Below are 25,723 nucleotides of genomic sequence, written 5' to 3' on the forward strand. Positions count from 1 at the left end.
GCTTTCGAGCTGAATCGGAGTGGAAGCGGGGAGAGGAAAACATGATGAAGGCCATTGTCGCTGAAGGTGGGGCTGGGCTCGCCGGTGTGCGTTACAAGGATGTTCCCATACCCGAACCGGGGCCTGGACAGGTCCGGATTCAATTGCGGACCGCAGGCTTGAACCGCCGCGATCTGCGGGTGATTGCACTCGCCAAGACGGGTAATCCGCCGGTCATCCTCGGCTCCGACGGCGCGGGCGTCGTTGACGCGCTGGGATCGGGCGTGGAGAATTTGGCGCTTGGGGACGAGGTCATCATTCATCCGGCGCTGAAGTGGATCCGCAATACGCCAGCGCCACCGCCGGATTACGAAATTCTCGGCTCCCCCACCGACGGTACATTCGCTGAGTACATCGTGGTGGATGCGGATCATGTGGCGAAAAAACCGGACCATCTCAGTTTTGAAGAGGCCGGCGTCCTGCCGTTGGCCGCCTTGACCGCGTATCGCGCACTGTTCACACGGGGTGAGCTGCATCAGGGGCAAACCGTTCTGCTTCCCGGCGTGGGGGGTGGCGTGGCCACCTACCTGGTTCAGTTCGCAAAGGCCCGCAAAGCCCGCGTGGTGGTGACCTCGCGCAGCGCCGACAAGCGGGAATCCGCCCTCCGTCTGGGAGCGGATATGGCCATCGATTCCACGCAGGACTGGCTGCCCCAGTTGAACGGAGAGCGGGTGGATTTGGTCGTGGACAGCGTGGGTGCGGCAACGTTCGACCAGTGTTTTTCCGTGCTCAAGCCGGGCGGTACACTGGTGACATTCGGTGCGACAGCCGGCGACGAAGTGCGCTTTGACCTGCGTTCGTTCTTCTACGGCCAATTCAATCTCAAGGGTTCCACCATGGGAAGTCGGGAGGAGTTCGATGAGATGCTTCGATTCGTGTCGGAACATCGGATTCACCCCGTTGTGGACGCGATGTTTCCTCTTGCGGAAGCCGTGTCCGCGTTGACGCGGCTGCAGGACACCCGGAACTTTGGAAAGATTGGCCTCATCATCGGTTGATGGTGGCAGCGGGGCCGGCCGGCGGCGAAGGCGGCGGACAGCCTCAGCATCCCGCCAGCCGGCCACTTCGCCAGTGACCGGGGGACACTTTCCCATGGGCCGTCGGGTCGGGCTCCAAGGGATGGTGTTCGGCTGGATTGCGCAGACGTCGGTAGAAAATCACCAGTTCTTCTTTATTCCGTTGGATGTCCACAACCTTGATCTCGTGTTGCTCAATCTCCTGTTGAATACGACGAAGCAGATGTGGGTTTTCGGCCACCTGTCGCCTGGACAGGGTGTATGTCAAAAAATCCTTGGCGGTGCGTCCTTCCATCCACAACCCCCCCATTTTCCAGAGAAACGATTTTCCAATCGAATTCCGCCGACCGACGGGACTGTAGCCACGACCGTGTCAGCGTTCGAACCGCCCTGGCGCTGCCAGGGGTGGAAAACGTGTGGTCCGCATTTTGCAGAATTTCCAGTTGACAGCACGCGCCATGCCTCTCCAGCTGTTGGTAATAGAGCGACGCGTTGCGGACGGGAACCTCTGCATCGGCCGCACCATGCACGATGAGCGCGTTGCCGGTGAACTGCGCCGCCGCGTCGACGGGGCAATGGCGCTTGAGCGAGTCAAAGAAACCGGGTTTCAGCGTGTAGCCGAGGTAGTTGGCCCCGCCCTGTTCGTACGCGCGCCGCACCACGTCGGGTCCGGTGATGGCGCAGATCTCGGCATACGGGTGAGCCACAGCCGCCCACAGGATCACTTGCCGAATGGCCGGTTCTTGGACGGCTGTCAGCATCGCGACGGCACCACCCAAACTGTGCCCGAGCAACGTGATGCGGTCCGCGTCCACAAACGGCAGAGACGACGTATATTCAAGTACAGCGCGGGTCTGGTCCACCATCGATGTCAACCCAGTATCGCCGTACCGGCCCGTACTCTCGCCGCATCCCGCGTAGTCAAAGCGAACCACCGCGTAGCCGGCTTGCTCAAAACAGCGAGCCGCCTGCACAAACAATCGGTTGACCCCGATGCGCGTACCGACAAAACCATGACAGATGACCACCGCCGGCCAGCGCTGCCCGTCGTTGCCCAGCGCGGCTTCTGGTTGGTGAACGGTGAGTGCCAATTGATAATCCCCGCAATGAAGTTGACAACAGTATTCCACATGCAAGCCCCCTTTTTGGGCCTGTGATGCCGATGGCGATCGCAGACAGTTCATTGTCAGTTCCAATACTAAGTAATCCGATTTTAATTACAGGAATTATAACACGATCTCGTTCGTCCATGAAACCCCCTGCCTGGGCACCCTCCGACGAAATCCAAGCTCATCATCACGTTATATCCAATTCGGATAAAACAGCTTTGTTTTGTCGATATTTCATTGAGCGGTTGGCCACGCGGCACATATACTCGTCGCATCCACGAATTTTCCGTGGCGGACCCAGGGTGAGGAGGATTCACGGATGACACGGATTGCATTGGTTTCTGGAAGTCCGTCGGAGCCGTCCAGAGTGGCATCACTGCTGGCCTGGCTGAGCCGGCGCCTCGAGACGCACGGGATTGAGACGCAGACCATTTACGTTCGGAATCTACCGCCGGACGACCTGCTCCATGCCCGCACCCAGAGTCCAGCCATTGCTCGCGCGAACCACGTGATTAGCGAGGCGGACGCCGTCGTTGTTGGAACGCCGATTTACAAAGCCGCGTACACCGGCATCCTCAAGGCGTATCTGGACCTGCTGCCCAACGGGGCCCTGGCCAATAAGCCAGTGCTGCCCGTCGCGGTGGGGGGCACCATCGCGCACCTGTTGGCGCTCGAATACGCCTTGAAGCCCGTGTTGGCGGTGCTTGGCGCGACCGTGTTGGAGAAGAGCGTGTTCGGTTTGGAGACGCAGTTTTCCCGACTGGATTCTCTGGATGGTTACGAAGTCGCGCCGGACCTGGAGCCCCGTTTGGCGGAGGCGGCGGAGCATCTGGTGCAACAGGTGAACCCGGTCTTGCTTCGCGCTGCTACGCATTAATCCGAAGCTTCGACGGAGAAGGGAGGAGTGCCTGGTGGAACTGTTTTGGTTCATCCCAACACATGGCGATGGCCGCTATTTGGGGACGCGGAAGGGTGCGCGCGCGGTGAATCACGCGTACTGTCGGCAAATTGCGCAAGCCGCTGATGAACTCGGCTTCAGCGGCGTTCTGCTGCCGACCGGGAAATCTTGCGAAGACGCCTGGATTGTGGCCTCCACATTGGCGCCGCTGACGCAACGACTCAAATTTCTCGTGGCCGTACGGCCTGGTTTGATGTCGCCGACGCTCGCCGCACGCATGGCTGCGACGCTGGATCGGTTTTCCGATGGTCGTTTGCTCATCAACGTGGTGACCGGTGGAGATCCGGTGGAAAACGCGGGCGATGGGTTGTTCCTGTCCCATGACGAACGATATGCGGTGACGGATGAGTTTCTCTCCATCTGGCGAAAGGTGCTGACGGAGGAAGGGAAGACCGACTTTCAAGGGGAGTACCTTCGCGTAGAGGGAGCCGAGGTGCTCTATCCGCCGTTGCAAAAACCACATCCTCCGCTCTATTTCGGCGGCTCGTCATCGGCCGCCATCCAGGTGGCCGCGCGCCATGTGGACGTGTATTTGACGTGGGGCGAACCGCCGGCGCAAGTGAAGGAGAAAATCGCTAAGGTACGCGAACTGGCCGCGGCAGCGGGACGGACAGTCCGCTTCGGGATTCGCCTGCACGTGATTGTCCGGGAAACGGAGGAAGCGGCGTGGCAAGCGGCGGACGAACTGATTCAGTATGTGACCGATGACACCATCGCGGCCGCGCAATCCGTGTTCGCTCGCATGGATTCGGTTGGGCAGCAGCGCATGAGTCAACTGCATCGCGGCGATCGGTCACACCTGGAGATAAGCCCCAACCTGTGGGCGGGCGTTGGACTGGTACGCGGCGGAGCGGGGACCGCGTTGGTGGGAGATCCAGAGAGCGTCGCGGCGCGAATGAGGGAATACGCCGATCTCGGGATCGAAACGTTCATTCTCTCGGGCTACCCGCATCTGGAAGAAGCGTACCGCGTCGCGGAATTACTGTTCCCGCTGTTGCCAGTCAACGTACCGCGCAATCCAGAAGAACGAACTTACATCAGTCCGTTTGGAGAGATGATTGCCAACGAGCTGATTCCAAATCCACACGGTGCGGTTGAATCGGGGACAACCACTTCGTGAAAGGGATGGAGGAATCTGAACCGTCATGACGAGGGGACAGCGTTTTTTGAACAGTTTGAACGACGGTCGTACGGTCTGGCTGGACGGGCAGCAGGTGCCCGATGTGACGCGGCACCCCGCCTTCACCGGCACTCTGGAGACGATTGCGCGCTTGTTTGACAGTTTGGATACCGCCGGCGTTCGTGAGCAAATTGGTTTTCCAAGCCCCCGTGTCGGCCAATATGCACACAACGCGTTTCTGGTGCCGCGAACGCGGGAGGACCTGGCTCGGCGAACCGCCGCGTTCACATACTGGGCTGAACAGACCCACGGCGTGATGAGCCGATTGTCCGATTACGCCCGTTCCATGGTCACCGGTTGGTACGCGGTGCGGGATGCGTTTTCCCAGGATGATCCGCACTTCGCCGATAAAATCAGCCGCTACTACGAGGCGGCGCGCGACCAGGACCTGTTTCTCACCACCGCACTGCTCGATCCGCAGATCAATCGCGCCAAGCGCATCGACGAAGAGAATCCGGACGCGGTCCTGCGCATTGTTTCGGAAAACCACGAGGGTGTGGTGGTGCGCGGCGCCAAGATGATTGCCACGGCAGCTCCCTACACGCACGATTTTCTCATTTTCCCGTTCCACCACGTGGACAGCGCGCATCCGCAATACGCCCACGCGTTGATTGTGCCGGCGAATCTCAAAGGACTGCACATCGTCTGTCGGGAGTCGTTCGCCAGCGTGGATGCGGTGCAGCATCCGCTCAGCAGCCGCTATGACGAGATGGACGCGGTGTTGATCTTTGACGACGTTCTCGTGCCCTGGGAACGCGTGCTGCTCAAGGACAACCCAGAGGCGGTCTGGCGCCTGCGCCAGAACACGTCCGCCAACGCACTCGCATTTCACCAAACCGTGGTCCGGGCGGCGGCCAAATTGCGGTTTGTGGCCGGCGTGGCCTGCGCCATTGCTGAATCCATCGGGGTGGATGGATTCCTGCACGTTCAGGAAAAGCTCGGCGAACTGCTGACACAGGTGGACACGTTGCAGGCACTGGCCATCGCGTCGGAGGTGCATTCCTACACCGACGACTTCGGCAATCAAATTCCGGCCATTGGCTTCTTGGAGACGGCTCGCAACCTGAACAGCCGCTATTATCCACGCGCCATTGAGATCCTGCAGCAAATCGGGGCCGGGGGATTTATGCAGGTGCCCTCTCAAGCCACGGACTACACGGGTTCCGTGTCGCAGTTGATTGACAAATATTTCGCCGGCGCCAGGGTGTCAGCTGAGGCCAAAATCAAGCTGTTCCAACTGGGCTGGGATCTCATTGGCAGCCAACTGGGGGCGCGGCATCAACTGTACGAGCGCTACTACGCGGGAGATCCGGTCCGGACGTTCGCCAATCAATATGTCAACGCGGACAAGGCGCGTTACACGAAACCGGTCTGGGATTTGATTCGTCAAGCGGGTGTGTGATGGGAGCTGGCCGCACCGGCGAGGCGACGCGGAGCCGGTGAATCGCTTGCGGGAATCCAACAAGGGGTGGAAACAAACGTGAAGCATGGACGGATCTATCTCAATGCATTCGTGATGAACTGCGTGGGCCACCAGTCTCCGGGGCTCTGGACGCACCCTGCAGACGAGAGCTATCGCTACACGGATATGGAGTACTGGAGCGAATTGGCCCGGACGTTGGAGCGTGGGCGGTTTGACGCCGTATTCTTGGCGGACGTGCTCGGCGTATACGACGTCTACCAGGGTTCGCGCGACGCGTCGGTGCGCGACGCCGCTCAGGTTCCCGTGAACGATCCGCTGCTCGTGGTGCCGGTCATGGCGCAGGTCACCAAACACCTGGGCTTTGGCGTGACCTCGTCCGTCAGTTACGAGCCCCCATACCTGTTCGCTCGCCGCATGTCTACGCTGGATCACCTGACCAAGGGCCGGGTGGGCTGGAACATTGTCACCTCCTACTTGGACAGTGCCGCCCGCAACCTGGGCTTGCAGCGTCAGGTCAGCCACGATGCGCGCTATGACATTGCCGACGAATATTTGGATGTCTGCTACAAATTGTGGGAGGGGAGCTGGGAAGATGATGCGGTCGTCCGCGACCGCAATCAGAAAATCTACGCAGATCCGGCCAAAGTGCACGAGATTGGGCACCAGGGCAAGTACTTCAGCGTGCCTGGCATTCACCTGTGCGAACCTTCGCCGCAGCGGACGCCGGTGCTGTACCAGGCTGGGGCTTCCGCCCGCGGGCGCGCCTTTGCCGCCAAGCACGCAGAGTGCGTTTTCATCATTGCGCCGACCATCCCCATGGCGAGAACCTATGTCCGGGCGCTACGGCAAGAGGCGGAGAAGATAGGCAGGGATCCTGCGGAAATTCGCGTGTTCTCCATGTTCACGCCGATTGTGGGGCGGACGCAGGCGGAGGCGGAAGAGAAGTATCTGGACTACGCCAGGCACGCCAGTTACCACGGTGCGCTGGCGCTGTACGGCGGCTGGAGCGGACTCGACTTGTCTCAGTACGGGCCGGATGAGCCCTTGCAATACGTGCGCAACGAGGCCATTTATTCGGCCGTCGAGGTGTTCACGAAGATGGATCCGGACAGGCAGTGGACGGTCGCGGAAATTGCGAAGTTCATTGGGATTGGCGGCCGTGGCCCAGTCTTTGTGGGCACGCCCGAGTCCATTGCCGACACCATGCAGGCATGGGTGGATGAAGCGGATGTGGACGGGTTCAACATCGCCTATGCGGTGACGCCCGGCACCTTTGTCGACTTTGTCAACCTGGTGGTACCCGAGCTGCAGGCGCGGGGCTTGGTCTGGCGCGACTATGCGGCTGACACGCTGCGCGGCAATCTGTACGGCGGCCGCCGGCACTTGCCGGATCATCATCCGGCGCGGCAGTACCGCCGCCAGGGGCAAGGCGAGTCAGCCGATGTCGGCGCCGTGGCAGGCACGTCTTCCTGAACTGCTGGCGTGGTAGGGTCCTGCCAAACGAAGGATGGCAAGTCGAAGGAGGGATGACCATGGAACAGGACCTTTTCCTGGCACAGCCTGAGGCCCGCGTCTCGGGAAAGCTGAATTTGTTGCAACGCATCACGTACTTCTTCGCCGTCTTAATGGAAAAGTATCTGCCTGATCCCTTTGTGCTGGTGATTGTCCTGACGCTGGTGATGATCTTGCTCGGTGTGACGATTGTCCACCAGAGCCTGGCGGCCATGGTCAGCGACTGGTCCAGCGGTTTTTGGGATTTCCTCGAATTTTCGATGCAGGTTGCGCTCGTGGTGGTGACTGGCTACGCATTGGCCGTTTCGCGTCCCGTGGCCAAGTTGCTCGGCTGGGTGGCAACGCGTGTTCACGGGCCGAAGGGCGCCATTGTCTGCACCACCGTGGTGGCCGGCATCGCTTCCTACATCAGCTGGGGCTTCGGCTTAGTGGCAGGGACCCTGATGGCGCAGCAATTGGCCAAACGCATTCGCGGCATTCACTACCCACTGCTCATTGCCAGCGCCTATTCCGGCTGGATTCTGTACGGTCTCGGTGTATCAGCGACCATTCCCATCACGCTTGCGACGGCGGGCAACCCGTTCGCCGCGTCCATGGGCGGTGTGGTGCCGCTGACCCATACCATCTTCTTGCCTGCTGTGCTCGTCGACGTGGTTGTCCTGATGGTGACGCTGTCCCTGCTCAACATGTGGATTCATCCCAAAGCCCAGGATGTGCTCGACGTCAATCCTGCCACCTGGGAAACGGAAAGTCAGCCGGCACCGGTGCAGAGGACAGGGACGTTCGCGGAACGCCTGGAGCATACGTGGTGGCTGAGTGCGGTGGTGGTGCTCCTCGGCGCAGGGTATCTCATCTATCATTTCCACACAGGCGGATCGTTCGACATCAATACGCTCAACGCTGTCTTTCTCTTCCTCGGGATTTTGTTTCACGGGACGCCGGCCGCCTACGTGCGCGCGGTGACCGACGGGGTGCGCAGTGTTGGCGGTATTGTCCTGCAGTTTCCGTTTTACGCCGGGATGATGGGGATGATGAAAGGTTCGGGCTTGGCGGTCGCCATTTCGAAATGGATGGTTGGCATTTCCACTGTCCACACCCTTCCGTTCTTCGGACTGCTCAGCTCATTTCTGATTAACTTCTTTGCGCCGTCTTCGGGTGGACATTGGGCCATTCAGGGGCCGTTCATGATACAGGCGGCACAGCGCCTCGGTGCCGATATGGCCAAAACCAGCATGGCGGTGCAAATGGGGTGTTCCTGGAACGACCTCGTCCAACCATTTTGGCTGATTCCGATTCTGACCTTGGCCCGTTTGAACGTGCGTCAGATGATGGGTTACACCATTGTACCGTTCCTTTGGGTGGGTGTGGTCTATGCGGTCACCGTGCTCATCTGGTGACAGAGTGGCAAGATTTTGATGGATGCCGAATGACTTGAAGCAGGGAGGAGATCTTGTGTCCATCGCACCCCCTGGCCAGAACTACGATTATCTGCAGACCGCTGTCGCTCTGGCGGAACGATTTGGCGTTGACGCGGCGGAGCGCGACAAGCGTGGCGGGACACCGAAACTGCAGCGCGATTGGATCCGTGAGAGTGGACTGTTGAGATTGCTGATTCCCGCTGCGTACGGCGGAGACGGCCAACCGTGGTCGGCGGTGTTGCGGGTGGTCCGCGAGTTTGCCCGCACCGACGCCGCCTTGGCACACCTCTACGGGTATCACTTCCTGAGCTTGTCCGCGGTGCACCTGGCGGGCAGCGAAGAACAAAAACGGCGCTATTACGAAGAAACGGTCAAGCACAATTATTTCTGGGGCAATTCCGTGAACCCCTTGGACGACCGTACGATTGGAGAGCGGACCGAAGGAGGGGTCATTGTCAACGGCGCGAAATCCTTCAGTTCCGGTTCTCCTGATTCGGATATGCTGGTGATATCCTGGCGGGATCGGGAGACGGGCGAATTCTACAAAGGCATGGTGCCAACCCGCCGCCTCGGGGTGCAGGTGCACGATGACTGGGATTGCATGGGTCAGCGGCAGACGGGCAGCGGTACGGTGTCGTTCCACAACCTGAGGTTGGAGGATGAAGAGATTCTGGTTCGCCCGTATGCGCAGGACACGGCGTTCTCGACATTGACACCGATTCTGTCGCAGAGCATTCTGGCTTCCGTGTTCGTGGGCAGCGCCATCGGCGCGTTGGAGGCCGCGAGAAACTACACCACCACAAAGGCGAGAGCCTGGTATCGCTCCGGCGTGTCCAGCGCCGCCGAAGAACCGTCCACGCAGAGCCGCTACGGCGAGATGTGGGCGAGTGTTCAGGCGGCGTTGAGTCTGGTGGAGAAGGCGGCGGCCGCGTTGGACCAGATTTGGGCCAAAGATGTCGCGTTGACGCAGGCGGAGAGAGGCGAATGCGCCGTACTGGTGGCGGCGGCCAACGTGCACGCCGGCAACACGGCGCTGGAGATCACATCGCGCATCTTTGAGGTGATGGGCGCCAGGTCGACGGCTGGGCACTACGGATTTGACCGGTTTTGGCGCAACGTTCGAACACATACGTTGCATAATCCCGCTGAGTTCAAGCTGCGCAACGTCGGCAATTGGTTCCTCAATGGTCAATGGCCGGAACCCGGCTATTATTCCTGACACCCTGTTGATGCCGCGGACGGATACCGCTGGATGCTTCACCTGACAAAGCGTACGGCAGGTGAAGCAGTACCACCGTCCGCGGCATACCTCCTTCCACAATCACCCGCTTGAATTCTGACTTCAAAACCCTCACCCTCTTTCTCAAGGCACTGGCGATGTGATTGAAAAAGTGGATTCCTCCCACCGAACTCATCGTCCGAATTCCCCGTCGATACCGGCCGCGTGAATCATCCCGAGCACGGGGTCGATGAACGTTGGATGAACGTCAATCCGGAGACGGAACGAAGGGGGCTCGTGGCATGCAAAAAACGGTCAAAAATCCGAACGATCCGAAAAGGAAAATGGAATTTTGACGTCGACAGGACAAAACTGACCTTTATCCATCGGATTTATTGGAATATAATCGGATGCACAGTCCTACTTTGGTTCTTTGATCCGTTTGAAACGAAGCAGGGGGCTTTGCACACGCTGCAACCATTTCATCCATACATTGCTGAGGAGGGATGCGTGTGAAGACGAGTGTTCCGCTGTATCAACACTTGAAAGCCGAGATTCTCCGCGAAATTCAAGCTGGGAGATGGCGCCCGGGTGAGCAGATTCCGTCTGAGGCGGAGTTGGCTCAGGAGATGGGTGTCAGCCGGATCACGGTGCGGCAGGCGGTGGGGGACTTGGTTTCGCTCGGATATCTGACGCGCCGGCAGGGGAAGGGCACGTTTCTCGTGGATCAAAGACACTCTGTGGCGGCATCCAAGCTGCACGGTTTTGCTGAAGAGCTGCGCGCCCGCGGATATCAGGTGGACATTGAAGTCAAAGGGCTGCGCACGATGACATGCCCGCAGACGGTGGCTGAATCGCTGCGCATTGCGCCGTCTGCGCAGGTGATTCAAATCCGTCGCGTTGCCACGGTTGGGGACAGTCCGATATTTCGGGAGACGTCCTATCTGGTTCCGCCGCCGCAAGCCACACTGGCCGTTTTGGCGGAACACGGGGACACATACAATCATGTCTACGGATTTTTTGAACAGCATGGCGTAAAAATCTCGTTTGGGACGCAACAGGTTTCGGCAACACGGGCCGTGTACGAAGACATGCAGGAGTTGAACGTCCGCAGTGACGAACCCATCCTCATGATTCGCCGAGTCACCTGTGATCAAACCGGTACGCCGGTGGAATTTTCTGAAGTTCGCTATCCTTCCAGCCGTTATCAATTTGAGGTGAAACTGACCCGAGAATGAATCCGTCGGTTGCCCCAGGACTGCGTGCCGCTGTCTTCGCCGCATGGTATGGCCACCCCCTGGCCATCTCCCTCAACTTGTTATAACAACAGAACAATATAAACAAAATGCATCGGAATTCTATTATATTGGCTGGCCGCCGTGACGTCCGGGGCATATACTCTTCACAATGATTCAACATGCCAGCGTCAGGCGCGCAGACGCCTGACCGGTCTTGTATCGTAGCAGTATTCGTTGCGGGGGAGGAGTGAAACGCCTTGAAACGACAGGCAGCGGGAATTGCAGCGATTTTGACAGCATCGATGGGGTTGATTGGATGCGGTTCTGGTGGGAGTACAAACAATCAGACCACCGGCACGGAATCTTCCAAACCAGTTACCATCTACTTTGGTTCCTATAGCGTCACAAAGGATGTCTACGAGAATAAGTTGTTTCCGGCATTTGAAGCTTATTGGAAACAGAAGACGGGGCAAACCGTCACGTTTCAGGCCTCGTTTGACGCATCTGGGGCAGAAGCGCGCGCCATTGCCAGTGGATTGCCCGTGGACGTGGCGGCTCTTTCGCTGGAGGACGATATCAACAAGATTCAGAAGGCCGGATTGATTACGCACAACTGGAAAGATACACCGACCGGCGGCATGCTGACCGATTCGGTGGTGGCCATCGCGGTGCGCAAAGGAAATCCCAAGCATATCGAATCCTGGGCGGATCTGGCCAAACCGGGGGTTGTGGTGGACCTGCCCAACCCAGCCACATCTGGCGGGGCAAAGTGGGATATCAACGCGATTTACTATGCCGCCGAGCGGCACGGCGGGGCAGCGGCCGCCAAAGATCTCCTGGCGAACATTGTGAAAAACGTGAAGGTATTGGACAAGTCCGGTGAGGCGTCCATGACCACGTTTGTCAATGGCACCGGAGATGCGGCGGTGAGCTACGAGAATGAAATCCTGGAATCCAGCGACAATCTCCAGAAGTTTGACGAGGTGTTGCCCAACTCCACCATGCTCATCGAAAATCCGGTGGCTCTCGTGGACAAGAACGTTGACAAGCACGGCAACCGAAAAGTGGTGGAAGCGTTCATCGACTGGCTCGAGGGCTCTCAGGCGCAGCAGATCTTTGAATCCGCCGGGTTCCGGCCGGTGCTGCCGTCGCTGCAGCAGAGCGCCGCGGCGAAATTCAAGACGCCAGAGGATCTGTTCACGGTGAAAGAATTGGGCGGTTGGTCGACCATCAATCAGCAGTTGTACTCGACCAGCGGTTTGTGGAATCAGGTGTTGGAGGCAAAGTGATGAAAACTCTTGGCGGGAGGGTCACGTTTCTCAGTGTTGGCGCATACGCACTGCTGTTGATTGTGCTGCCGGTGGCGTCCATCTTTCAACAGGCGTTCGCGGCGGGCTGGGGCGCGTTTGCAGCCGCTGTCGTCCAGCCGATGGGGGTGGCGGCGTTGCGGCTGACGCTGGAGACAGCCCTGCTCGCCGCAGTCATCAACACGGTGGCGGGCACCGTGGTGGCGTACGTGTTTGAACGCATGCAACTTCCGGGCCGGTCCATTCTGAACGCCCTTGTGGACCTTCCGTTTGCGGTGCCAACCACGGTCGGCGGGCTGATGCTGGTGTTTCTGTACGGCCCCGCGTCCCCCGTGGGAGCCTGGTTCGCCAGACACGGGATCCAGCTCATCTATTCCCCCTTCGCCATTGTGCTGGCGATGATGTTTGTGACGCTGCCCTATAGTATTCGCACTGTTCAGCCGATACTGGACCACGAAGATGCGCGGATGGAGGAAGCGGCTTACACGCTCGGCGCGAGCCCCGCGCGGGTCTTTTGGTCCATCGTGCTGCCGACGCTCCGTCCCGGCATTCTCAGCGGTTTCGCATTGACGTTCAGCCGGGCGCTGGCGGAGTTCGGCGCCGTGGTGATTGTGTCCGGCAATCTGCCCATGCACACGCAAATTTCCGCTGTGTATCTGTACGGCCTGTTGGAGAACTACGATACGCAAGGGGCTGCGGCCGTCTCGGTGGTACTGCTGGTATTGTCGCTGCTGGCCATGGTGGCTGAAGTGTGGCTGCAACGGCGGGAGCGGCGCGGATGGCGACAGGCCTCGGTGGTATCCACACCCGGTCAGGCGGGGAGGGTGATCCATGATTCGGCGAATGGGACTGTATAGTTTTGTGTATTTCTGGCTTCTGGTGCTCCTGGTCCTGCCGGCGGTGGGCATTGTTGTCGGTGCCTTTCAAGGAGGGGCGGATCAGGTCTGGATGGCCCTGACCAGCCCGGAAGGACGGTTTGCACTGCGCTTGACGCTGGAAATTACCGTCTTGACCGTTGTCATCAATACGGTGTTCGGCGTTCTTGCAGCGCTCCACATCGCCCGGCGTCACATGCGAGGGTGGCGCATTCTCAACGCGGTTGTCGACTTGCCGTTTGCAGTCTCGCCGGTGATTGCGGGGTTGGCCTTGGTGCTGGTGTACGGGCCGAACACATTCATTGGAGGATGGCTGCAAGCGCAGGGCGCCCAGGTGATGTTTGCCTTTCCCGGCATGGTGCTCGCAACCCTGTTTGTCACGTTTCCGTTTGTGGTGCGTGAGCTGGTACCCGTGCTGCGAGCTGCCGGAGTGACCGAGGAAGAAGCGGCTTTCACCCTCGGGGCGTCCGCTTGGCGCACGTTTTGGCAGGTCACATTTCCCAACATCCGCTGGAGTTTGTGGTATGGCATCACGCTGACCATCGCGCGGGCGCTGGGGGAGTTCGGGGCGGTATTGGTGGTCTCCGGAAGTGTCATCATGAAAACCCAGACGGCCACACTCTATATCTATCAAGCCACGGAAGACGGTCAGATGCAGGTGGCCTATGCGATGTCGCTTTTGTTGGCGGCCATCTCTTTTGTGATTCTCCTCATCCTTCAGTACCTGAAAAAGCGGCAAAGGAGGTTCACGGCATGAGCATTGAAGTGCGCCAGGTCGTTCGCCGATTTACGGCGGAAACGGCTGCCCTAAACGACGTCACGTTTCGTGTGGAAGAAGGCGAATTGATAGGGTTCCTCGGGCCCAGCGGCAGCGGCAAGACGACGCTCCTGCGCCTGATTGCCGGTTTGGACCAGCCCACGTCCGGCGAGATTCGCATTCGCGGACAGGTGGTGAATCAGGTGCCTCCCCAGCGCCGCGGCGTCGGGGTGGTGTTCCAGAATTACGCGTTGTTTCGTCACATGACGGTGTTCGACAATATCGCCTTCGGCCTGCGCGTACAGAAGCGCGACAAGGCGTTCATCCGCGAACGGGTGCACACCTTGTTGGAGTTGGTCCGCCTCTCCGGACTGGAATCGCGTTACCCCCATCAACTGTCCGGTGGGCAAGCGCAGCGGGTGGCGTTGGCTCGTGCGTTGGCGCCGGAACCGAGTGTGTTGCTGTTGGATGAACCGTTCGCGGCCATCGACACCAAGATCCGTCGTGAGTTGAGGAAATGGGTGCGGAAGATCCACGACGAAATTGGCATCACCAGCATTTTTGTGACGCATGACCAGGAGGAAGCGCTCGAGATTGCAGACAGAGTTTTGGTGATGAACCAAGGCAGGTTGGAACAGCTCGGTACGCCGGAGGAGGTCTACCATCAGCCGAAGAGTCTGTTCGTCGCGAATTTTGTCGGCGAGGCCAACCACGGGCAAGGGACGGTTGAGCGCGGGAAATTGGTGGTCGGGCCCCTGATGTTCTCTGTGGATCAAGCCGACGGGGCCAAGCTGAGCGTCGTGTTTCGTCCGTCGGATGTACAACTGTCCCCCGTGGGAGGCGAAAGAGGGAACAGCGTGAATGCTGAGGGCGAGATCATCCACCTGACGTACAAGGGAACATACTACACCGCAGACGTTCGACTCCAGGGCGGGATGCAGATTCAGGCGTCTCTCAGTCCGGATCAAACGGCCGCGCTCGGCGTTGGCAGTCGCGTGGGCATTCACGTGAAGCGAGTATTGATGTTTGACAGCGAGGGACGTGCGCTTCCTACGGAGAACGCCGTTGCCGTGGGCGCGGTATGAACTGAACGGGACCCGTACTGCATGGGGCCCCTCGGTTTCGGGGGGCAGATACCCCGCGCACTCCGGTTTGATGGTCCCCGCGTTGGAGCGGGACGGGTCTTCGCCCGACGAAATGTCCACATTAGACTATTTCATCAGCAACACCGGCACCTGGGCCATGTGCGCCACGCCGTAACTAACACTTCCCAGCAGCATGCGGTCGACTTTTCCGTTTCTGCGATGGTCGAGCAGAATGAGGTCTGCCTGCCGATCCTCCGCCACAACGCAAATGCTTGGTGCCGGTTTTCCAATCACCGTGCAAAACTCCATTCTGTCCACATGATCCTGGAACAACGTGGTTCTGACAAACGTTTCAATTTGATCTGCCAGGCCATTTTCCCTCGCCACTTCCCGCGGCAGCAGGGCCTGGTAAGGGTAGACTGAATCTGGCTGAATGTCTGGAATCACGTGCAGCACTATCCACTCCGCCTTGGGCCAAGCCTGCATCAAGTCACGGATCACGGCGACCGCCCGCTCACTCAAGGTGGGGGTTTTCATCGCCAGGAGAATTCTGTTCATCGCCTTCACCCTTCCGCGAACCCCGGGTATTCCCAACTCAACACCGAGGACATTCGGGTCCCTGACCAGAGACCCTGGTTCTGTTCTGATTTTACTGGACGCCCTCGTCCGATTCTGTGTCGTTTGTCACACATGGGTTCCTCCGATGGCGATTCGTCAGTCGAGGGGATGATGAGTGAAACAGAACATTCACAAAATCTGTCGATTCACGATGATCGACAGATTGCGGCAATATTAGACAATTGGTATATTGACCATATCATGGGAGGTTAGGAGGCGGAAAGAGTGACATGATTCGTATACAAGATCCGAGTGTGCTCACGTATCTTCAGATTGTCGGCGTCACCGATCAGGACGTGCAAATTCTGCACCAACATCGACCGTTTTTTGAACGAATCGTATCTCAGGTTGTGGAACGGTTCTATGAACAAGTGCACGCTGTGGAGCGACTTAAGGAAAAGTTCATGCGCCACGGCGATCTGGAGCGCAACAAGCGTATGCAGTCACAGTACTTCCTGTCCCTGTCGGCCGGCGTCATTGATGCCGCGTATGTCGAGCTTCGATACAACATTGGACGAGTGCATGCGCGCATCGGCTTGCAACCGGAGGACTACGTGGGATTCTATCGTTTCTACACGGCGGAAACGATTCAGCGGATTCCAAGCATACCGGGCATCGGCGTGGAGGAAGCGCTGACATTGGCCGCTGCCGTGGTCCGACTCGCGCTGTTTGACATGGTGTTAACGTTGGCCCAGTACGAGGCGGATGACGAGGCTCGGCGCAACGCCGTGCTGCGAGCGGATTGGTTGGAGTTGTCGGATGCCCTATCGCACACAGCGATGGATTTGGCGGGTACCTCTACAGAATTCGCCAAGCACGCCGGTGTGCTGGCGGAATCCAACGTGGAAACGGTGGCGCTGGCCCAGAAACTGTTGGCGCACATGGACATGATTTCGGACATCAACGCGGCCGTTCAACAAATTTCCAAAGAGACGAACATGCTGGGGCTGAACGCCGCCATCGAAGCGGTCCGGGCCGGCGACAAAGGACGTGGATTTCGCGTTGTGGCAGCGGAAATTCGCCGATTGGCGGACGAAGCAAAGCGGTCGGCGCTCGAGATTTCGGAAAAGCTGAACAACTTGAAGGCGCTGATTGGCCAAATCATGACGCACTCCGAGGCAGTGTCCGGCATTGGTCAAGAGCAGGCCGCGGGCGCGCAGGAATTGGCTGCGGCGGTGGAGCACATCGAACAGTTGGCCAACGCGTTGAAACAGCGAACCGCTGCCCTGTAAGTCGAAGTGCTCATCGTGTTCGGTTTGTCTCTGTGCCGCGAATCCCCGCAGCCTAAGGTCCGGAGAAGTGCGATTGCAGCACCAGCGATGCGGCACCAATCGCGCAGGACAACGGACCGAATGCGGATCCCTGGACGCGCGGGGGAGAATACGGGTGAATGAATGAACGTTCGCGCAAGACTGCCGAAATGCTCTCTGTCAACAGGTGGTTGACCGATTGAAATCGAGTGCTGATGAGAATGAGCGCCGGGTTCAGTCCGTTCGCCAAAGACGCGAGGCCAATGCCCAGGTGCTGACCGGCCAATCGAATCGCATCCACAGCGTATGGGTCCCCGGCGTCCATACGGCGAACGATGTCCACAAAGGCATGGGACTCTCCCGATAACTCGAGGTAACGATTGACCACCGCCTTTTCCGAGGCGTACAGTTCCAGGCAGCCGCGGTTTCCGCAGGAGCACGTGGGCCCGTTCAGATCTATCGTCATATGGCCGAATTCACCCGCCACCCCGGACTCTCCGCGGATCAGTTGGTTGTTGAGGATGATTCCCGTGCCGATACCTCTCGCCAAGCTGAGGTAGACCATATTCGCCACACCCTTGCCCGCGCCGTACAACTGTTCGCCAATCGCACCGGCGTTGGCTTCGTTGTCAATCACGATGGGCAGCCCCAGTGCCTCATCCAGCATGGCGCGAAGGGGGACATCGCGCCAGCGCAGGTTCGGCGCGTTCAACACCACGCCCCGTTTGGCGTCGACAAGACCCGGGATGCCAATGCCTACGCCTATCACACCGAGCCGCGTCGATCCCGACTGCGCCACGGCCCGTTTGAGGTCCCGCAGCATCGGTTCCATCGCCTCGTCCACGCGACTGGCGTCGTGCAGGGTACCTTCGTAATGCTGCACCACGGACGCCGACAAATCGAGGACCAACACGCGGTAGTAGTCGACGCCGAGGTCAACGCCAATCACCCGTCCAGCGTCGGGATTGAAGCGGATGGACACCGGTTTGCGGCCCACTCCCTTGGACGGAGCCTGACCCACCTCGAGCACGTACGCCTCCTTGATCAACTGGTCCACAATGCTGGATACGGTCGCTTTGGTCAGTCCCGTCCTGCGCGCGATTTCCACGCGGGTCAACGGACTGTGAAACCTCAGCAGGTTGAGGACGATGGAGCGATTTAAATTTTTGATATAGGCCTGATCTCCTGTAATTGTCACTTCCAATGACCGCCTTCTCATCCGTGTCGGACATGCGTATGTTTCTCATTGTGAGGGATGAACGCGACTCTCTGCAACGATCACATTGCGGGCATTCAAATGTTCTGATACTATATAAATAAGTTTAGTAAACGAACTAATAGGTTGTATTTTACTTGATCCGTCGCTGTTTCGCAAAGGGTAAGTTCTCTGGTTTGAAAACGCTATCAGACGAAGGCGGCGGATTCACCACACGGGAGGGATGGCTGCATGGTGTACTTTCCAGAAGTATCCAAGGTGGAATACGAGGGACCAAAGTCCCGCAATCCACTGGCGTTCAAGTACTACAATCCACAGGAGCGGGTGCTCGGCAAGACGATGGCGGAGCATCTGCGCTTTGCGGTGAGCTACTGGCACACGTTCACGCTGCAGGGGAACGATCCGTTTGGGCTGCCCACCATGATTCGCCCTTGGGACGGGTATCAAGGCATGGATCTGGCCAAACGGCGTGTGGAGGCGGCGTTTGAGTTCTTCGATAAACTGAACGTCACGTATTTTTGCTTCCACGACCGCGACATCGCGCCGGAGGGCGCCACCCTTCGTGAGACGAATCGATACCTCGACGAAATTGTCGATATGCTGGAAGAATACATGAAATCCACGGGAAAGAAGCTCCTTTGGAACACGGCGAATCTGTTCTCCCATCCGCGGTTTGTGCACGGGGCCGCGACTTCGCCGAACGCCGATGTATTCGCGTACGCAGCCGCTCAGGTCAAGAAAGGACTGGAGGTCGCCAAGCGGCTCGGCGCGGAGAACTACGTGTTTTGGGGTGGCCGCGAAGGGTACGAGACGCTGTTGAATACGAATCTTCAACTGGAGCTGGATAATCTCGCTCGCCTCCTGCGGATGGCTGCGGACTACGCGGACGAGATTGGATTCACGGGACAGCTGTTGATTGAGCCCAAGCCCAAAGAACCCACCAAGCACCAGTACGATTTCGACGCGGCGACGACGATTGCGTTCCTGAAGACGCACGGCTTGGCTGACCGGTTCAAGCTGAACCTGGAAGCCAACCATGCGACGTTGGCCGGACACACGTTCGAGCACGAGTTGTACGTGAGCCGGATTCACGGCATGTTGGGGTCCGTGGACGCCAATCAGGGGGATCCGCTGCTCGGCTGGGACACGGATGAGTTCCCGACGGATCTGTACAGCACCACGTTGGCGATGTATCAAATTCTGCAGAACGGTGGGTTGCACAAGGGAGGCTTGAACTTCGACGCCAAAGTTCGGCGCGCTTCGATGACGCCCGTTGATCTGTTCCACGGCCACATTGCGGGGATGGACGCGTTTGCCCGCGGCCTGCAGGTGGCAGCCAAATTGCTGGAGGACAAGGTATTTGAACAGGTGGTGGAAGAGCGCTATCAGAGCTACTCGGACGGCATCGGCGCAACCATTGTGAACGGCACCGCCACGCTGTCATCGCTGGAGGCGTACATTCTTGACAAGGAACTGTCGGTCCACAGCTCCGGCCGTCAGGAACAACTGCTGGCCATTTTGAACCAATATCTGTTGGAGACCTGATCTTCTGATCCTGCATGGGTCGCCGGATTGCCGAGATACTCGCCCATCCTTTGACGGGATCGCGGCATTCCGGCTGATCCTGCAGCGGTTTACAACGGCAGCGTCTCCACGAACAAGCGACTGTTTTCGCTCCACTGTTGTCCGGGCTCAAGCATCTGCAGACCGGTCTCCACGTCGGGAAGGTTCAGGTTCGGCGCGTTCACGGCGATGGTTTGCGGTTCCGGGCACAGCACGGTTCCATCGGCCCCGTGATTCCAAATCATCCAGTGACGGTATTTTAGGCCGACGTCGTAGATGAGTCGGAGCCCCACCTGCGAATCCGTCATGGTGACCCGGTTGTGTCCGCCCTGGGGGTTCGCGGTGTAATGATTGTCCAGAGGAGCAAAGAATGGGCTGATACCACCGTGGCGAATGGCTTCCTCCTGCGCGTTGAGCGGCAGGCGCCGTCCAGTCGGCAGCATGCGGCCATCCATTTCCCACCGTTCGCCGATGGTCGCGGTAAACGTGACGTGGTCGGCACTGCTGTGTTCGGCGAAGGGGATGTTGAATGCCGTATGAAATCCGAGCATCAGAGGCATCGGACGGGTGTCCAGGTTGTGAACCGTCACCTGTTGACGCAGTCCGTCGTCCGACAGCCGATATTCGAGCGTCATCCGGAATCGGTGTGGAAACCACCGGAATACGTCGTGGTGTTCATCGACGTGAATGGAAAGGGTGACAAATGCGTCATGGACCGTGAGGCCTGCCGCGTCCACGTTCCACGCGGCGCTGTGCAAAAAGCCGTGCAGGTGGTTGTGGGTGGACGTTTCGTTGACGGGAAAGGTGTACGATACGCCGGATATGGTGCACTTTCCATCGCGAATGCGATTCGGCGGAAAGAGCACAGGGATGCCATGCGTTGTGGGATTCGCCCGGAATGCGTCCATCGCCTCCGGGTGCGGCTCGCGCAGGATGGACAGTCCGCGCGCGGGATCTTTGAGGGAAATGAGGTTTGCGCCAATCTGCGGAAGCACAACCGCTTCGTAGGGGCCAAACCCGAATCGAACGGCTCGCTCGCCCTGGTAGTGGGTTTCCTGAATGCTGGCCATGGTCGTTCTCCTCTCCATTGCGTGTGCAGTCGTTCCGACTCCCCGATGATACCAAATTCCGGCGGTCACACGGTATCCACCGGATGGATGTGGGATGGGGAACTTGTATTCCTACGAAAAGCTATGTGATGAAGCTGTAGCACAGGTTCATCGATGCATTGCGGGACCCGGATGCGGGGGCGGTGAATGCGTTGACAGCCTGCTGAACGGAGGGATGGCAGTGAAGTACGTCATCGGTATTGACCTCGGCACCAGCGCCGTGAAGGTCATCCTCGTCAACCAACAGGGCGAGGTGTGTCAGGAAGTGTCCAAGGCTTACCCGCTTTTGCAACCGCAGTCAGGGTACAGCGAACAAGATCCGGAGTCGTGGGTGGAGCAAACCGCCGCCGCACTCGGCGAATTGATGGCGACATCCGGAGTTCGGCCGGAGGACGTGGAAGGGCTCAGCTACTCGGGCCAGATGCATGGCCTGGTGCTGCTGAACGAACAACGGCAGGTGCTGCGCAACGCCATCCTCTGGAACGACACGAGAACCACTCCGCAGTGCCGTCAGATCACGGATGCGCTGGGCGATGATTTGTTGCGCATCACCAAGAATGCAGCGTTGGAAGGGTTTACGCTGCCCAAGATTTTGTGGGTGATGCAGCACGAACCGGACGTTTTCCGGCAAGCGCGATGTTTCTTGCTGCCGAAGGACTATCTGCGCTTCCGGATGACGGGTGTGGTCTGCATGGAGTTTTCGGATGCGGCGGGCACGCTGATGCTGGACGTGGCCGATGCCCACTGGAGCAAGGAAATCTGCGACCGGTTCGAAATTCCGGACCATCTGTGTCCGCCGTTGGTCGAATCCTGCGCCGAGGTGGGAACGCTGTTGCCCGAATTCGCGGAGCGCGTGGGATTGCGCCCGGAAACCAAGGTGTTTGCCGGAGGTGCAGATAATGCGTGCGGCGCGGTGGGCGCGGGCATTCTGTCTCCGGGCGCCACGCTCTGCAGCATTGGGACATCCGGTGTGGTGTTGTCCTACGAGGACGACGCAACGAAGGATTATCGCGGGAAAGTTCACTTTTTCAACCATGCTCAGTCGAACGCCTACTATTCAATGGGCGTCACCCTGGCGGCCGGATTCAGTCTCAGTTGGTTCCGGGACACGTTTGCGAGGAACGAAAGCTTTGAAGCGTTGGTGGCGGAGGTGGGCAGCACGCCCATCGGATCCAACGGGCTGTTGTTCACGCCGTATCTCGTTGGCGAACGCACGCCTCATGCCGACAGCGTGATTCGAGGGAGTTTCATCGGTGTGGACGGATCACATAGACGATCCGACTTCGTGCGCGCCGTGATGGAGGGCATCACCTTCTCTCTACATGAATCCATCGAGATCTTCCGCAGGGAAGGGAAACGCGTTGACACCATTGTGTCCATCGGCGGCGGCGCGAAGAACGACGACTGGCTGCAGATGCAGGCGGACATTTTCAACGCGACCGTTCTGAAGTTGGCCAACGAACAGGGGCCGGGCATGGGGGCGGCGGTGATTGCGGCGTGTGGCTGCGGTTGGTTTAACAGCTTGGCGGACTGTGCCAATGCATTCATCCGCGTGGCCAAGGCGTTTCATCCCGTCGCGGAGCACGTGGAGCGATACCGCGAACTGTACCGGGCATACACCGAAGTGTATCCCGCCACGCGGTCCATCAGCGAACGGCTGCAGCCATTCCGGAGATGAAGGGGCTGTCCCAAAGTGCCGGCGCGCTGAGGAGCAGATTACGGCCGAGATGTCGGAATCTCGTATATATCTCAAGACATGTCAAAACTGATGGGAAATAGGGTTGCTTGCGTGTCGGTTGTTTTCAGATGTACCGATGAGGCGTGAAGGGCCGCGCGGCTAATCGTTGCGCCGGCCCTCCGAATAGGTCTGCTGATGTTCCATCTCTTGAAACATTTTTTCCAGGCGGGACAGCTCGTTCGTCGCCTGTTGAAGCTCTTTGTTGTTGGCGTGCTCACTGTGCAGCGGAAAGAGCAGAAAGCGAATGGCGGCAAGCGATGATCGAATTTCATTGACCGCGTTCCACGACATCACCTGGTCCGGATACGCCTCGGTGATGGCCCGTTGTTGGGTTTGCTTGAGGCGCTGGTGGCGATATCCGAGCCATGCGATGTTCACGTAACCGACCAATTCCACCATGATGGTTCCGGATGCTGCATGGGTGTGGTGCAGCCACAATACGTCGACGGCTGCGGCGATGGGCACCGCACTGATGGACACGGTCAGTCCAGCGAAGTAGCCGAGCGCACCGATGACCACCATGCCGAGCAGATATTCGCCCATCCCCACGAAGCACGTCCATATCAGGATGATCAGGTTGACCAATAGGAGCAGCAAATTGGTGTGGTTCTTCGTCCACTGGATCAGATGTCTGTCCCACTTTGCCAACCGCCGTTCATGGTCTGCGCGATTCCCCGCTTGTCTCGTCATGTTCTCATCACCAGGCGTCAGGATTCCAGGATGACCGACTTGCAACTCAGTGTTCCAATTAGGCTGAGTGTACTAAATACAGGGGCTCGCTGCATGAGAAAAAAAGACTATTTTCAGCAGGAACATCGCGGCAGGACGGCGGCGTGGTCCATTCGGGGGATGGCGGCCATGGTCCGACCCAACCTGTGAAAATCGTTCAATCGGCTCTCCGAAGAGCGCGTGAATGCATCGATAATGATGCTGTGTCCATTGAATCCGACTGGCGGGATTGGCGCTGGGACGGGGAAGGGGATGCTCCGAATGAACATTTTGTTGGCTGCGGACAAAATCCATGCCGGATCGAAATCGGTGAAGCTGGCCAAGAAGTGTTTGGAGATGGACTGCACCTGCCAATTGACCGTGTTGTATGTGTCCAATGACACACCACCGGTGTATTACCGTACGGATATCGGGCGTCAGGTCACGCTGCCGCGCCACGAACTGATTGTGAAGCAGCAGTTGGCGGACGCTGTGTCGAGAGAATTTCGGCCTTGGCCTGGACGCGTCCGGTTCCGGCACGAGACCGGGCACCCTGCCCGAACGATTTGCCGTATCGCCAATGAACTTGACGCGGATCTCCTGATTCTCGGCGGACCGAACAGACGAAGCAGCGGGCTGCTCGGAGGTTCGGTGGTCGAAGCGGTGCTCAATTCGGTACAGCGGCCTGTGCTGATTGCCAAATAGCGAGGAGTGGGGGAGTCGTTCATGACGATGGAGGAACATCTGCGCATGCCCGCGCTTCGCTCGCGTGTGATGACCGCCGAGGAGGCGGCGGCCTGTATTGAAGATGGGATGACTGTCGGCATCAGCGGCTTCACCCGCGCCGGCGACGCCAAGGTGGTGCCGATGGCGTTGGCCGACCGAGCGAAAGCCCTGGGACGACCTTTTCATATCAACCTGTGGACGGGCGCGTCTGTGGCGGAGGAAGTGGACCGGACGCTGACGGAGGCGGGGGTGGTGGCGCGCCGACTGCCGTTTCAGTCCGAATCCACGATGCGCGACGCCATCAACCGCGGCGACGTGATGTATGTGGATCAACATCTGAGTCTGACGGTGGAAATGATTCGCGAGGGTACGTTAGGGCATCTGGACGTCGCCGTGATTGAAGTGGTGGCCATCACGGAGGACGGGTACCTGGTGCCCTCCACATCCGTTGGAAACGCGCCGACATTTGCCGCCCACGCGGATAAGATCATTCTTGAGTGGAACAAAAGGCAATCCCCGTTGTTGGAGGGGATTCACGATATCTACATGCCGCACGCGCGTCCCAACCGCGCTCCCATTCCCATTCTGTCGGTGGACTCGCGGATTGGGACCCCGTACATCCCGGTGGATCCGAAAAAAATCGTGGCGATTGTCCCCACCGACCGGGAGGACCACTTTGTGGAACTGGCGCCTCCCGATGCGGATACGGAGCGCATTGCGGGACATCTGATGGACTTTTTGAGCCACGAGTTGAAGAGAGGTCGCTTGCCGTCGCCGCTGCCTCCGCTGCAGTCCGGTGTTGGATCCGTTGCCAACGCAGTGCTCGCCGGCATGAAGGATACGCGTTTCGACGGATTGGTGATGTATTCGGAAGTTTTGCAGGATGCGGTGTTTGAATTGATGGACGCGGGCAAGCTTCGCTACGCTTCCGGATGCGCCATCACCGTGGCACCGCACAACGCCAAGCGGATTATGAACAATCTGCAGGCGTACCAGTCTCGGATGGTCCTGCGCCCACAGGAGATTTCCAACCACCCGGAGGTGATTCGGAGACTCGGCGTCATTGCCATGAACACGGCGCTGGAAGTCGACATCTACGGCAACGTGAACTCGACACATGTGCTTGGCACGCACATCATGAATGGAATCGGGGGTTCGGGCGATTTTGCGCGAAATGCGCTGTTGTCCATCTTTATGACAAAGTCGACGGCGAAAGGTGGACGGATTTCTTCAATTGTTCCCATGGTGTCGCACGTCGATCACACGGAACATGACGTGGACGTGGTGGTGACGGAACAGGGTATCGCGGATCTGCGCGGGCTTGCTCCGAGAGAGCGCGTTTCGCGAATCATTGAGCACTGCGCGCATCCGATGTACCGGGAAATGCTGTGGGATTATGTGAAAATCGCGGCCAAATACGGCGGACACACGCCGCATGCACTGGAACAGGCATTCGCCTGGCACCTGCGCTACCGCGACGTCGGCGACATGCGCCAGGATGTCACGTGACTGGTGTGGGAGTCAGTGGGAATGGGCTCATTCACATCCCCCTCTCGATTGCGTCTCCCTTTGTTTCATCATTCGTTATTGTGTGGACGGATCCCTTGTCGCGGGGGCGGTTGTGGGCGGGGATAAGCAGACGGGCTGTGGTGGAACGCC

General features: G+C 58.7%; 22 protein-coding genes. 17 read left to right on the forward strand and 5 right to left on the reverse strand.

What is annotated here, in order from left to right; all coding sequences use genetic code 11:
* Positions 1-41: 41 nt before the first annotated feature.
* Positions 42-1,037 (forward strand): zinc-binding dehydrogenase, encoded by a 996-nt coding sequence (locus tag G463_RS0117515; protein WP_342663835.1) that lies wholly within the window; start codon positions 42-44, stop codon positions 1,035-1,037.
* Between the two features lie 212 nt (positions 1,038-1,249).
* Here G463_RS0117515 and G463_RS21365 read toward each other — a convergent pair whose 3' ends face one another.
* A complete protein-coding gene (locus G463_RS21365; RefSeq protein WP_051322425.1) occupies positions 1,250-2,185 on the reverse strand; it encodes an alpha/beta hydrolase family protein in 936 nt (311 codons plus the stop codon).
* 298 nt (positions 2,186-2,483) lie between these two features.
* Between G463_RS21365 and ssuE the strand changes: the two genes are divergently transcribed.
* The 11 genes from ssuE to G463_RS0117575 all read left to right on the forward strand — a co-directional run bounded on the left by ssuE (position 2,484) and on the right by G463_RS0117575 (position 15,136).
* The gene (gene ssuE / locus G463_RS21370) at positions 2,484-3,041 is read left to right on the forward strand and encodes an NADPH-dependent FMN reductase (RefSeq protein ID WP_035488144.1); all 558 of its coding nucleotides are present in this window, start codon (positions 2,484-2,486) and stop codon (positions 3,039-3,041) included.
* 34 nt (positions 3,042-3,075) lie between these two features.
* The gene (ssuD, locus tag G463_RS21375) at positions 3,076-4,242 is read left to right on the forward strand and encodes an FMNH2-dependent alkanesulfonate monooxygenase (RefSeq protein ID WP_051322426.1); all 1,167 of its coding nucleotides are present in this window, start codon (positions 3,076-3,078) and stop codon (positions 4,240-4,242) included.
* 25 nt (positions 4,243-4,267) lie between these two features.
* Positions 4,268-5,704, forward strand: coding sequence for a 4-hydroxyphenylacetate 3-hydroxylase family protein (locus G463_RS0117535; protein WP_026976151.1), 1,437 nt, complete (start codon positions 4,268-4,270; stop codon positions 5,702-5,704).
* Positions 5,705-5,782: 78 nt separating this feature from the next.
* Entirely contained in the window at positions 5,783-7,198 is a 1,416-nt protein-coding gene (locus G463_RS0117540) for an LLM class flavin-dependent oxidoreductase (protein ID WP_245575951.1), read from the forward strand.
* A gap of 59 nt (positions 7,199-7,257) precedes the next feature.
* On the forward strand, positions 7,258-8,634 hold the full coding sequence (locus tag G463_RS0117545; RefSeq protein ID WP_211227446.1) for a short-chain fatty acid transporter: 1,377 nt from the start codon (positions 7,258-7,260) through the stop codon (positions 8,632-8,634).
* A 55-nt stretch (positions 8,635-8,689) separates the two neighbouring features.
* A complete protein-coding gene (locus tag G463_RS0117550) occupies positions 8,690-9,874 on the forward strand; it encodes an acyl-CoA dehydrogenase family protein (RefSeq protein WP_026976154.1) in 1,185 nt (394 codons plus the stop codon).
* Positions 9,875-10,386: 512 nt separating this feature from the next.
* Positions 10,387-11,112, forward strand: a complete 726-nt coding sequence (locus tag G463_RS0117555; protein WP_026976155.1) for a GntR family transcriptional regulator — start codon at positions 10,387-10,389, stop codon at positions 11,110-11,112.
* A 257-nt stretch (positions 11,113-11,369) separates the two neighbouring features.
* Positions 11,370-12,401 carry a sulfate ABC transporter substrate-binding protein gene (locus G463_RS0117560; protein WP_026976156.1) on the forward strand — a complete coding sequence of 344 codons (1,032 nt, stop codon included), beginning with the start codon at positions 11,370-11,372 and terminating at the stop codon, positions 12,399-12,401.
* Positions 12,401-13,276 (forward strand): sulfate ABC transporter permease subunit CysT, encoded by an 876-nt coding sequence (cysT, locus tag G463_RS21385; protein WP_084171898.1) that lies wholly within the window; start codon positions 12,401-12,403, stop codon positions 13,274-13,276. Before G463_RS0117560 ends, cysT begins: the two co-directional genes overlap by 1 nt.
* Positions 13,251-14,051 carry a sulfate ABC transporter permease gene (locus G463_RS0117570; protein ID WP_051322427.1) on the forward strand — a complete coding sequence of 267 codons (801 nt, stop codon included), beginning with the start codon at positions 13,251-13,253 and terminating at the stop codon, positions 14,049-14,051. The genes cysT and G463_RS0117570 overlap by 26 nt, the downstream gene beginning before the upstream one ends.
* A complete protein-coding gene (locus G463_RS0117575; protein ID WP_026976158.1) occupies positions 14,048-15,136 on the forward strand; it encodes an ABC transporter ATP-binding protein in 1,089 nt (362 codons plus the stop codon). Before G463_RS0117570 ends, G463_RS0117575 begins: the two co-directional genes overlap by 4 nt.
* Positions 15,137-15,262: 126 nt before the next feature.
* Here the strand turns inward: G463_RS0117575 and G463_RS22060 are convergent, their stop codons facing one another.
* On the reverse strand, positions 15,263-15,694 hold the full coding sequence (locus G463_RS22060) for a universal stress protein (protein WP_051322428.1): 432 nt from the start codon (positions 15,692-15,694) through the stop codon (positions 15,263-15,265).
* Positions 15,695-15,984: 290 nt separating this feature from the next.
* On the opposite strand from G463_RS22060, the gene G463_RS0117585 reads away from it, so the two are divergent.
* Complete coding sequence (locus G463_RS0117585; protein ID WP_026976159.1) at positions 15,985-16,986, forward strand: globin-coupled sensor protein; 1,002 nt, start codon at positions 15,985-15,987, stop codon at positions 16,984-16,986.
* A gap of 52 nt (positions 16,987-17,038) precedes the next feature.
* Here the strand turns inward: G463_RS0117585 and G463_RS0117590 are convergent, their stop codons facing one another.
* Positions 17,039-18,202 carry an ROK family transcriptional regulator gene (locus tag G463_RS0117590; protein WP_169725508.1) on the reverse strand — a complete coding sequence of 388 codons (1,164 nt, stop codon included), beginning with the start codon at positions 18,200-18,202 and terminating at the stop codon, positions 17,039-17,041.
* 249 nt (positions 18,203-18,451) lie between these two features.
* Here G463_RS0117590 and xylA point away from each other — a divergent pair, with 249 nt between their 5' ends.
* A complete protein-coding gene (gene xylA, locus G463_RS0117595; protein ID WP_026976161.1) occupies positions 18,452-19,765 on the forward strand; it encodes a xylose isomerase in 1,314 nt (437 codons plus the stop codon).
* Positions 19,766-19,854: 89 nt separating this feature from the next.
* On the opposite strand, the gene G463_RS0117600 is transcribed toward xylA, so the two are convergent.
* A complete protein-coding gene (locus G463_RS0117600) occupies positions 19,855-20,853 on the reverse strand; it encodes an aldose 1-epimerase (RefSeq protein ID WP_026976162.1) in 999 nt (332 codons plus the stop codon).
* Between the two features lie 220 nt (positions 20,854-21,073).
* On the opposite strand from G463_RS0117600, the gene xylB reads away from it, so the two are divergent.
* A complete protein-coding gene (xylB, locus tag G463_RS0117605) occupies positions 21,074-22,570 on the forward strand; it encodes a xylulokinase (RefSeq protein ID WP_026976163.1) in 1,497 nt (498 codons plus the stop codon).
* A 159-nt stretch (positions 22,571-22,729) separates the two neighbouring features.
* On the opposite strand, the gene G463_RS0117610 is transcribed toward xylB, so the two are convergent.
* On the reverse strand, positions 22,730-23,320 hold the full coding sequence (locus tag G463_RS0117610; protein ID WP_026976164.1) for a hypothetical protein: 591 nt from the start codon (positions 23,318-23,320) through the stop codon (positions 22,730-22,732).
* A 300-nt stretch (positions 23,321-23,620) separates the two neighbouring features.
* Here G463_RS0117610 and G463_RS22065 point away from each other — a divergent pair, with 300 nt between their 5' ends.
* On the forward strand, positions 23,621-24,043 hold the full coding sequence (locus tag G463_RS22065; protein ID WP_051322429.1) for a universal stress protein: 423 nt from the start codon (positions 23,621-23,623) through the stop codon (positions 24,041-24,043).
* A gap of 27 nt (positions 24,044-24,070) precedes the next feature.
* On the forward strand, positions 24,071-25,573 hold the full coding sequence (gene scpC / locus G463_RS0117625) for a succinyl-CoA:acetate CoA-transferase ScpC (RefSeq protein ID WP_035488192.1): 1,503 nt from the start codon (positions 24,071-24,073) through the stop codon (positions 25,571-25,573).
* Positions 25,574-25,723 lie beyond the last annotated feature (150 nt).

Origin of the sequence: Alicyclobacillus contaminans DSM 17975, assembly GCF_000429525.1 — a bacterium.
Classification (GTDB): Bacteria; Bacillota; Bacilli; order Alicyclobacillales; family Alicyclobacillaceae; genus Alicyclobacillus_A; species Alicyclobacillus_A contaminans.

Excerpts from the sequence above, each read along its gene's own strand:
- G463_RS0117515 (WP_342663835.1), top strand. The coding sequence starts at position 42 with ATGATGAAGGCCATTGTCGCTGAAGGTGGGGCTGGGCTCGCCGGTGTG.
- G463_RS22065 (WP_051322429.1), top strand. The coding sequence starts at position 23,621 with ATGAACATTTTGTTGGCTGCGGACAAAATCCATGCCGGATCGAAATCG.
- G463_RS0117600 (WP_026976162.1), bottom strand. The coding sequence starts at position 20,853 with ATGGCCAGCATTCAGGAAACCCACTACCAGGGCGAGCGAGCCGTTCGA.
- G463_RS0117575 (WP_026976158.1), top strand. The coding sequence starts at position 14,048 with ATGAGCATTGAAGTGCGCCAGGTCGTTCGCCGATTTACGGCGGAAACG.
- G463_RS22060 (WP_051322428.1), bottom strand. The coding sequence starts at position 15,694 with ATGAACAGAATTCTCCTGGCGATGAAAACCCCCACCTTGAGTGAGCGG.
- ssuE (WP_035488144.1), top strand. The coding sequence starts at position 2,484 with ATGACACGGATTGCATTGGTTTCTGGAAGTCCGTCGGAGCCGTCCAGA.
- scpC (WP_035488192.1), top strand. The coding sequence starts at position 24,071 with ATGGAGGAACATCTGCGCATGCCCGCGCTTCGCTCGCGTGTGATGACC.
- G463_RS0117535 (WP_026976151.1), top strand. The coding sequence starts at position 4,268 with ATGACGAGGGGACAGCGTTTTTTGAACAGTTTGAACGACGGTCGTACG.
- xylA (WP_026976161.1), top strand. The coding sequence starts at position 18,452 with ATGGTGTACTTTCCAGAAGTATCCAAGGTGGAATACGAGGGACCAAAG.
- G463_RS0117585 (WP_026976159.1), top strand. The coding sequence starts at position 15,985 with ATGATTCGTATACAAGATCCGAGTGTGCTCACGTATCTTCAGATTGTC.
- cysT (WP_084171898.1), top strand. The coding sequence starts at position 12,401 with ATGAAAACTCTTGGCGGGAGGGTCACGTTTCTCAGTGTTGGCGCATAC.
- G463_RS0117570 (WP_051322427.1), top strand. The coding sequence starts at position 13,251 with ATGATTCGGCGAATGGGACTGTATAGTTTTGTGTATTTCTGGCTTCTG.
- G463_RS0117545 (WP_211227446.1), top strand. The coding sequence starts at position 7,258 with ATGGAACAGGACCTTTTCCTGGCACAGCCTGAGGCCCGCGTCTCGGGA.
- G463_RS0117610 (WP_026976164.1), bottom strand. The coding sequence starts at position 23,320 with ATGACGAGACAAGCGGGGAATCGCGCAGACCATGAACGGCGGTTGGCA.